Source organism: Ramlibacter sp., assembly GCF_041916345.1.
GTDB lineage: Bacteria > Pseudomonadota > Gammaproteobacteria > Burkholderiales > Burkholderiaceae_C > Ramlibacter.
Genome location: NZ_JAYRZR010000148.1, coordinates 1 through 5887, shown reverse-complemented (window position 1 = coordinate 5887; position 5887 = coordinate 1). Strand labels below are relative to the sequence as shown.

Genomic DNA, 5887 nt, shown 5'->3' with positions numbered 1-5887 from the left:
GCCGGTGGCGCCGGCGATCAGCAGGCGCGGCAGTGGCGCCGCGCCGGCCACGGGCCGCTCGGCGGCGTGCAGCACTTGAAGCGGGCTGGTCACCATCCCATCTATGCTAGTGTGTCTGCCCACCCCGCAGGCGAGGAAGGAACCGACATGAAGAAGTGGCTGCTGATCCTGGCGTCCGCACTGGCCCTCACCGGCTGCGGCTACAACGACTTCCAGCGACTGGACGAACAGACCAAGTCCGCCTGGAGCGAGGTGCTGAACCAGTACCAGCGGCGCGCCGACCTGGTGCCCAACATCGTGGCCACGGTCAAGGGCGAGGCGAACTTCGAGCAGGAGACGCTGACCAAGGTGGTGGAGGCGCGCGCCCGGGCCACCTCGGTGCAGGTGACGCCCGAGACGCTGAACAACCCCGAGGCCTTCCAGAAGTTCCAGCAGGCCCAGGGCGAGCTCTCCAGCGCGCTGTCGCGCCTGCTGGTGGTGAGCGAGCGCTACCCCGACCTGAAGGCCAACCAGGGCTTCCGCGATCTGCGCGTGCAGCTCGAAGGCACGGAGAACCGCATCACCGTGGCGCGCAACCGCTACATCCAGGCCGTGCAGGAGTACAACGTGCTGGCGCGCAGCTTCCCGACCAACCTGACGGCCATGGTGTTCAGCTACCCGGTCAAGCCCACCTTCACGGTGCAGAACGAAGCGCAGATCTCGGCGCCGCCCAAGGTGGACTTCGGCTCGCCGCCGGCGGTGGCGCCGGCACCGGCCGCCTCACGCTGAGGAAGCGATCTTGAAGCGCCTGCTGGCCGGCCTGCTGCTGGTGCTGGCCTGCGCAGGCGCCTGGGCGCAGGGCCTGCTGCCGGTGCCCGCACTCACCGCGCGCGTGATCGACCAGACCGGCACGCTGGCCGACGCGGACCGCCAGGCGCTGGAAGGCAAGCTCGCGGCCTTCGAGCAGAGCAAGGGCACGCAGATCGTCGTGCTGCTGGTGGCGAGCACGCAGCCGGAAGACATCGCCAGCTACGCCAACCGCGTGGCCAACAGCTGGAAGATCGGCCGCCGCGAGGTGGGCGACGGCCTGCTCGTGATCGTGGCGAAGCAGGACCGGCGCGTGCGCATCGAGGTGGCCAAGTCGCTCGAAGGTGCCGTGCCGGACCTCGCGGCCAGCCGCATCATCGAGGATGCGATCACGCCACGCTTCCGCCAGGGGGACTTCGCTGGCGGCCTGCAGGCCGCGACCGACCAGCTGATCGCGCGCATCGGTGGCGAGGCCCTGCCCGAGCCGGAGGCGAAGTCACCTCGCGCGAGCCTCATGGGCTTCGACTGGGCCGACCTCGCGATCTTCCTGTTCTTCGCCGTGCCACTCGTGGGGCGCGTGCTGGGCGGGATCTTCGGCCGCAAGCTGGGCGCGGTGCTGGCCGGCGGGGCGGTGGGGGCGATCGCCTACTTCGTGACCCTGAGCCTGCTGGTGGCGGGCATCGCCGCGGTGATCGCACTCGTCGTGGTGCTGGTCTTCGGCGGCGCTGCGAGCAGCCGCCACTGGACATCCGGTGGTGGCTCCTCCTGGGGAGGCGGCAGCAGCAGCGGGGGCAGCTGGGGCGGCGGCTTCAGCGATGGGGGCGGCTTCAGCTCCGGCGGCGGGGGTGATTTCGGTGGCGGTGGCGCCTCGGGGGACTGGTGATGCTCAAGAAGCTGCAACGCATCCTGCGCCATCGGTGGATCGACGAGGCGGACACGCGCAAGGCCGTGCCGCCCGAGCTGGTGGAGCGCCTGACGCGCCGCGTCGCCGCCAGCGAGCGGCGTCACAGCGGCGAGGTGCGCATCTGCGTGGAGGCCGGCCTGCCCCTCAGCTACCTGTGGCGCGGCGCCAGCGCACGGGCGCGCGCCGTCGCGATGTTCGGCAAGCTGCGCGTGTGGGACACCGAGCACAACAACGGCGTGCTGATCTACCTGCTGCTGGCCGAACACGCGATCGAGATCGTGGCCGACCGCGGACTGAGCCGGCACGTGCCGCCGGCCGAGTGGCAGGCCATCGTGCAGCGCATGGGCGGTGCCTTTCGCGAAGAGCGCTTCGAGGACGGCCTGACGCAGGCCCTGGAAGAAGTGTCGGCGCTGCTGGTGCAGCACTTTCCGCTGGCCGCGGACGCGGTCAATCCCAACGAACTGCCGGACGCACCGGACTTGCGGTGAGCGGGCAGCGCCGCTTCTAGGCGGGCGATGCTTTGCCAGCGCCGAGTGAGTCGGCGCGACGCTGCAGGAACCGGCGCACGGCGGGGTCCCGCTCCAGCCCGATGGCGCGGCGGTACGCGGCCTGGGCCTGAGGCACCTCGCCCAACCGCGCGTGCAGGTGGGCCCGTGCCGCCCAGAGGGGCTGATAGTCCTGCAGCGCAGGGGCTTGCGCCTGCAGCGCGTCGATCGCTTCAAGTGCCGGCGCCGCGCCGTGCACCTCGGCCAGCGCCACCGCGCGATTGAGCGCGCTCACTGGGGTGCCCACGAGGGCATCCAGGCCCTCGTACAGCAACAGGATCTCACCAGGGTCGGCTCGACGGCCGGTGCGGCGCCAACAGTGGGCGGACTGGATTGCGGCTTCGAGCTGGAAGCGGCCCGGCTGACCGGCGTGGCTGGCGCGGCGCAGCAGGGCCTCGGCCTCGTCGATGCGCGCGTGATCCCAGCGCGCCGTGTCCTGCTGCGCCAGCGGCACGAAGGCACCCTCGCTGTCGCGCCGGGCCGCGCGGCGCGCATCGGCATATGTCATCAAGGCCAGCAGGCCCAGCGCCTCCGGCTCATCCGGTCGCAGGTGCGCGACCAGGCGGCCGAGCCAGAGTGCCTCGTCGGCCAGGGCACCTGCAGACGGGTCGGCACCGGGTGCGTCGGCCCAGCCTTGCGCGAAAGCGGCGTAGATCGCCGACAGCACGCCGTGCAGGCGGTCCGCCCACTCCGAAGGCTCGGGCACCTCGAACGGAATGCCTACCTGGCGGATGCGTGCCTTGGCACGAACGAGCCGCTGGCCCATGGCCGAGGGCGCCATCAGGAACGCCGACGCGATGCGCGCCGCGTCGATGCCCAGCACGGTCTGCAGCATCAGCGGCGCGCGGTCGCGCGGATCGATCGCCGGGTGTGCGCAGGCGAGCATCAGCCGCAGGCGGTGATCCGGCAGGGTCTCATCGCCAGCGGGGTCCGTCACCGTGTCGGCGAGCACGGCCAGCTCCGCGGCGATCGCCGCGTCGCGCGCCCAGGCGCGCACGCCATCGACCTGTCGGCGGCGGGCCACCGTGAGCAGCCAGGCCTCCGGCTGGCGCGGGACACCCTCAAGCGGCCATTGGCGGAGCGCGGCCGCGAACGCATCGGCCAGCGCGTCTTCGGCGGCGGCCACGTCGCGCGTGCGCGCGGCCAGACAGGCGACGATCTTGCCGTAGCTGGGGAGCGGCGCCGCGGCGGGCGGCCCCGCCGCCGCGCGGGCGGGGCCCGGCGACCCCGCCCCCCCGCCGCACCTCGATGGCACCGTGCGAGGCGCCCGGACAGCGAGCCGCCCAGTGCAGCGCCTGGTCGAGGCTGGGCACATCGATGTGGTAGTAGCCGCCCAGCTCCTCCTTGGTGTCGATGAAGGGGCCGTCCTGCACCTGCGTCTGGCCGTCGCGCACGCGCACCACCGTGGCGGCCTGCGCGCGCCGCAGGCGGTTGGCGCCCTTGAGCACGCCCGCCTGGGCCAGTGCCTCGGTGTAAGCGCCGTAGGCGGCCAGCGCCTCGTTGCGGACGGCCTCTGGCAGCGCCTCGAAGGCGTTGTCGTCGGAGTGGATCAGAAGCAGGTATTCCATGTCGCTTTCCTCGCGGTTGAGGATGCCGCACCGCGCGGCATCTGGCAATGTCGCGCGGGAGGCGGCGATTTCGACAGAACCCGCCAACAAAAAAGCCCCTGTCTTGCGACAGGGGCGTGCGTCGCTTCGCGCCGACGCCCCGAGGGGCGCGATGAAAAAAGCCCCTGTCTTGCGACAGGGGCTGTAGCGCGTCGGTTCTTGTGACGCTTATTTCTTCTGGCGGAACTTGCGCGCGGCCGCGATCTCGGCGGCCATGACGGCGATCTCCGACTGGATCTTGGCGATGTCCAGCTCGCTCTTGGCGTTCTTCAGCGCCTCTTCGGCGGCGCGCTTGGCCTCGTTCGCCTTTTCCTCGTCGAGGTCCTTGCCGCGGATGGCGGTGTCGGACAGCACGGTGACGCGGGTGGGCTGCACTTCAAGGATGCCGCCGGCGACGAAGACGAATTCCTCGGTGCCGTCGGCCTTCTCGATGCGCACCGAGCCGGGCTTGACGCGGGTGATCAGCGGCGTGTGACGCGGGTAGATGCCGAGCTCGCCCGCCTCACCCGGCAGCGCGACGAAGCGCGCCTCGCCGGAGTAGATGGACTCCTCGGCGCTCACCACGTCGACGTGGAGGGTGTGGGTGGAATCGACCATGTGTTGCTGCCTCCGGGCGTCAGGCCGCGATCTTCTTGGCCTTCTCGAACGCCTCGTCGATGGTGCCGACCATGTAGAAGGCCTGCTCGGGCAGGTGATCGCACTCGCCGGCCACGATCATCTTGAAGCCACGGATCGTCTCGGACAGGGGCACGTACTTGCCGGGCGAGCCGGTGAACACCTCGGCCACGTGGAACGGCTGCGACAGGAAACGCTGGATCTTGCGCGCGCGGGCCACGGCCAGCTTGTCTTCCGGCGCCAGTTCGTCCATGCCCAGAATGGCGATGATGTCGCGCAGTTCCTTGTAGCGCTGCAGGGTGGCCTGCACCGAACGGGTGGTCGTGTAGTGGTCCTCGCCGACAACGTTGGGGTCGATCTGGCGGCTGGTGGAGTCCAGCGGGTCCACGGCGGGGTAGATACCCAGCGCGGCGATGTCGCGCGACAGCACCACGGTGGCGTCCAGGTGGGCGAAGGTGGTGGCAGGGGACGGGTCGGTCAGGTCGTCCGCGGGCACGTACACGGCCTGGATGGAGGTGATCGAGCCGACCTTGGTCGACGTGATCCGCTCCTGCAGGCGGCCCATTTCCTCGGCCAGCGTCGGCTGGTAGCCCACGGCGGAGGGCATGCGGCCCAGCAGCGCGGACACTTCCGTGCCGGCCAGCGTGTAGCGGTAGATGTTGTCCACGAAGAACAGCACGTCACGGCCTTCGTCACGGAACGACTCGGCGATGGTCAGGCCGGTCAGCGCGACGCGCAGACGGTTGCCCGGGGGCTCGTTCATCTGGCCGTACACCATGGCCACCTTGGACTGGCTCAGGTCTTCCTGCACCACGACCTTGGAGTCGGACATCTCGTGATAGAAGTCGTTGCCCTCGCGGGTGCGCTCACCCACGCCGGCGAACACCGACAGGCCCGAGTGCGCCTTGGCGATGTTGTTGATGAGTTCCATCATGTTCACGGTCTTGCCCACGCCGGCGCCGCCGAACAGACCCACCTTGCCGCCCTTGGCGAACGGGCAGATCAGGTCGATCACCTTGATGCCGGTTTCCAGCAGTTCCTGCGAGGGAGACAGCTCGTCGTAGGCCGGGGCCTTGCGGTGGATCGAGGCGGTCAGCTCGGTCGAGACCGGGCCGCGCTCGTCGATGGGGTTGCCCAGCACGTCCATGATGCGGCCCAGCGTGGCCTTGCCCACCGGCACCGTGATCGGCGCGCCGGTGTTGTAGACCATGGAGCCGCGGCGCAGACCCTCGGAGGAGCCCAGCGCGATGGTGCGCACGATGCCGTCGCCCAGCTGCTGCTGCACCTCGAGCGTGAGCGCCGAGCCGTCCATCTTGAGCGCGTCGTACACGCGCGGCATGGCGTCACGCGGGAACTCGACGTCGACCACGGCGCCGATGCACTGAACGATTTTTCCTTGAACTTGAGCCATTGTTTGCTCCAAATATTTA

7 protein-coding genes are annotated in these 5887 nt (G+C 70.2%); 3 read left to right on the top strand and 4 right to left on the bottom strand.

Going from position 1 to position 5887, the window contains the following annotated elements:
• The first annotated feature begins 147 nt into the window (after positions 1-147).
• From ACE3T5_RS20880 to ACE3T5_RS20870, 3 genes are read left to right on the top strand one after another with little or no spacing between them, the layout of a single operon-like run.
• Positions 148-768 carry a LemA family protein gene (locus ACE3T5_RS20880; RefSeq protein WP_374670036.1) on the top strand — a complete coding sequence of 207 codons (621 nt, stop codon included), beginning with the start codon at positions 148-150 and terminating at the stop codon, positions 766-768.
• A 10-nt stretch (positions 769-778) separates the two neighbouring features.
• The gene (locus ACE3T5_RS20875) at positions 779-1669 is read left to right on the top strand and encodes a YgcG family protein (RefSeq protein ID WP_374670035.1); all 891 of its coding nucleotides are present in this window, start codon (positions 779-781) and stop codon (positions 1667-1669) included.
• Entirely contained in the window at positions 1669-2178 is a 510-nt protein-coding gene (locus ACE3T5_RS20870) for a TPM domain-containing protein (RefSeq protein ID WP_374670034.1), read from the top strand. Before ACE3T5_RS20875 ends, ACE3T5_RS20870 begins: the two co-directional genes overlap by 1 nt.
• Before the next feature lie 16 nt (positions 2179-2194).
• Here the strand turns inward: ACE3T5_RS20870 and ACE3T5_RS20865 are convergent, their stop codons facing one another.
• The 4 genes from ACE3T5_RS20865 to atpD all read right to left on the bottom strand — a co-directional run bounded on the left by ACE3T5_RS20865 (position 2195) and on the right by atpD (position 5868).
• Complete coding sequence (locus ACE3T5_RS20865) at positions 2195-3361, bottom strand: RNA polymerase sigma factor (protein ID WP_374670033.1); 1167 nt, start codon at positions 3359-3361, stop codon at positions 2195-2197.
• On the bottom strand, positions 3297-3803 hold the full coding sequence (locus ACE3T5_RS20860) for a YciI family protein (protein ID WP_374670032.1): 507 nt from the start codon (positions 3801-3803) through the stop codon (positions 3297-3299). The genes ACE3T5_RS20865 and ACE3T5_RS20860 overlap by 65 nt, the downstream gene beginning before the upstream one ends.
• 207 nt (positions 3804-4010) lie before the next feature.
• Complete coding sequence (locus ACE3T5_RS20855; RefSeq protein WP_374670031.1) at positions 4011-4439, bottom strand: F0F1 ATP synthase subunit epsilon; 429 nt, start codon at positions 4437-4439, stop codon at positions 4011-4013.
• A 19-nt stretch (positions 4440-4458) separates the two neighbouring features.
• Positions 4459-5868: a F0F1 ATP synthase subunit beta gene (gene atpD, locus ACE3T5_RS20850; protein WP_374670030.1), complete on the bottom strand. Its 1410-nt coding sequence runs from the start codon at positions 5866-5868 to the stop codon at positions 4459-4461.
• Positions 5869-5887 lie beyond the last annotated feature (19 nt).

Coding starts and splice junctions, on each gene's coding strand:
- ACE3T5_RS20860 (WP_374670032.1), bottom strand. CDS start 3,803: ATGGAATACCTGCTTCTGATCCACTCCGACGACAACGCCTTCGAGGCG.
- ACE3T5_RS20855 (WP_374670031.1), bottom strand. CDS start 4,439: ATGGTCGATTCCACCCACACCCTCCACGTCGACGTGGTGAGCGCCGAG.
- ACE3T5_RS20880 (WP_374670036.1), top strand. CDS start 148: ATGAAGAAGTGGCTGCTGATCCTGGCGTCCGCACTGGCCCTCACCGGC.
- ACE3T5_RS20870 (WP_374670034.1), top strand. CDS start 1,669: ATGCTCAAGAAGCTGCAACGCATCCTGCGCCATCGGTGGATCGACGAG.
- atpD (WP_374670030.1), bottom strand. CDS start 5,868: ATGGCTCAAGTTCAAGGAAAAATCGTTCAGTGCATCGGCGCCGTGGTC.